A 2,284-nucleotide genomic window follows, 5' to 3' on the forward strand; every position below is an offset into this window, starting at 1 on the left:
GCGGGGTCTAGGTGTCGCCGTGAACCGAGGGGAGGCCAAAGGGATGACCCATCCATCCGCCACCCGCCGGGGCGTGATCGGCGGCCTTCTGGCCGCGGCGGCGGCGCGCCCCCAGGCGGCGGCGCCGCCCTTGGGCGGCGTGACCAGCAGGGGCAGCGCATTCGGCGTGCGGACATTCGGCTCATGGCCGAGGGCGAGGCGCAGCGCGCGGAACAGCGCGCCATGCGCCACCACCATCACCGGCGCCGGCCGCGCCAGCGCCGCGTTCACGCCGCGCACCGCGCGTTCCAGCAGGGCCTGAAACGTCTCGGCGCCATGCGGCGTGTAGGTGCCGGCGATCCAGTCGTCGTACCAGTCGCCCATCGGCTGGCCTTCCTGGTCGCCGAAATCCACCTCCGCCAGATCCTCGTCCAGCAGCACGGGCAGGCCGAGCGGCGCCGCCACGATCTCCGCCGTGCGCCGCGCGCGCTTGAGCGGCGAGGCGACGATGGTCGCCACGCCGCTGCTGCGCATCGCATGCGCCGCGCGCTCCGCCTGCATCTCACCCACGCGGTTCAGCGGGATGTCGGTGCGGCCCTGCGAGAGGCCCTGCGCATTCCAGTCCGTCTCGCCATGGCGAAGGAACCAGAAAGGCTGGCGGAGCAGCGCGGGGACGCTCACGCCGCCAGGCCTTCCTGCGCCAGCGTGCGCTGCACGGCGGGGCGGGCCAGCATCGCCTTCAGATGCGCATCCAGATGCGGCGGCAGCGTCAGGCCGGAGCGGCGGGTCGCCCAGTATTCCACGAAGAACAGCGCCGCATCGGCGACCGAGTAGCCCGAGGGCAGCAGCCAGGTGCCGCCCGTCCAGCCCTTCTCGATCGTGTCGAAATATTTTTGAGCGTTCTGCTTGCCGAGTTCGACCGACTTCGGGTGATCTTCCTCACGGAACGAAAAATTGCCGGGGCGGAACTGGCGGGTGAAGCCGTGCGGATGCACCGTGCCGCAGATGTAGTCCAGCATCTCCAGGCAGCGGACCTCGCCCTCGAAGTCGGAGGGGATCAGCCCGGCCTCGGGGTTGGACTTCGCCAGCCAGAAGGCGATGACCGGGAACTCGGTCAGCACCTTGCCGTCGCCGCGGTCGAGCGCCGGCACCTTCGACTTCGGGTTCACGGCCAGGTAGTCGGGCTTGTACTGCGCGCCGTCCTTGAGGGCGACGAGCGAGAGCTCATAGGGCTTGCCGATCTCTTCCAGGATCACATGGATGCCGACCGAGCAGGCGCCCGGCGAGTAATGCAGCTTCACGGCTTGTTCTCCGTTGCGGATGCGCCCTTCTACGCGGTAGCGGGCCGGCGCGGCCAGCCCCCTTGGCCGGGCCGCCCGCCGGCCGCAATCTGGCGCGGGAGGACCGTTCGATGCTGATCCGTCGCCGCCATCTGCTGGGCGCCACGCCCCTGCTCGCCCTGCCGCGCCTGGCCGGCGCGCAGCAGGCTTTCCCTTCGCGCACCGTCACCATCGTGGTGCCCTTCCCGCCGGGGGGCGGCACCGATGTGCTGGCGCGCATCCTGGCGCAGCATTTCCAGGAAGCCTGGCGCCAGACCGTGGTGGTTGAGAACCGCGGCGGCGGCGCGGGGCGCATCGGCCTCCAGCAGGTGCAGCGCGCGGCGCCCGACGGCTACACGCTGATGGTCACCTCGACCGGCGGCATGATGGGGCTCGCCGGCGCCGAGCGCGCCTTCGCCGTGCGGGAGGCGCTGACGCCGGTGACGCTGATCGCGGCACCCGCCTATGTCGTGGCGATGCATCCGGGCGTCGGCGCGAAGGACGCGGCGGAGCTGATCGCGATGGCCAAGGCGCGGCCCGGGCAGCTCAGCTTCGGCAGTTCCGGCACCGGCGCGGCGAGCCACCTGGCGGCCGAGCTCTTCGCCTCCATGGCGGGGATCGAGATGCTGCACGTGCCCTATCGCGGCACGGGACCGGCGCTGAACGACCTGATCGCCGGCCGCATCCAGCTGATGTTCGCCCCGCCCCAGACCGTCGCCGCCGCGGTGGCTTCCGGCCAGGTGAAGAACCTGGCGATGACGGCCGAGCGCCGCTCAGACCTGCTGCCCGGCCTGCCGACGGTGGGCGAGAGCGGGCTGCCCGGCTATTCCGCCGTGGGCTGGTTCGGCCTGTTCGGGCCGCGCGGCATGCCGCCCGCGGTGACGGCGCAGATCGCGGAGGAGGCGGGGCGCGGCCCCCCGCCCCCCCCCCCCCCCCCCCCCCCCCCCCCCCCGCGGGGGGGGGCCGGCGCGCCGCCCGCCCCCCCC

Annotated in this window: 2 protein-coding genes and 1 pseudogene; 1 reads left to right on the forward strand and 2 read right to left on the reverse strand. The window is 72.9% G+C overall.

What is annotated here, in order from left to right; genetic code table 11:
• Positions 1-102: 102 nt before the first annotated feature.
• Both AC1MIR_RS18570 and AC1MIR_RS18575 read right to left on the reverse strand, forming a co-directional pair.
• Positions 103-660 (reverse strand): annotated as a pseudogene (locus AC1MIR_RS18570) (histidine phosphatase family protein); the annotation flags it as partial.
• Complete coding sequence (locus AC1MIR_RS18575) at positions 657-1,280, reverse strand: glutathione S-transferase family protein (protein WP_480029679.1); 624 nt, start codon at positions 1,278-1,280, stop codon at positions 657-659. The gene AC1MIR_RS18575 and the pseudogene AC1MIR_RS18570, both read right to left, overlap by 4 nt.
• 110 nt (positions 1,281-1,390) lie before the next feature.
• Here AC1MIR_RS18575 and AC1MIR_RS18580 point away from each other — a divergent pair.
• The coding region (locus AC1MIR_RS18580; protein ID WP_480029680.1) for a Bug family tripartite tricarboxylate transporter substrate binding protein at positions 1,391-2,284 on the forward strand (894 nt) is incomplete at its 3' end.

This window comes from Falsiroseomonas sp. RANM36 (assembly GCF_056682175.1).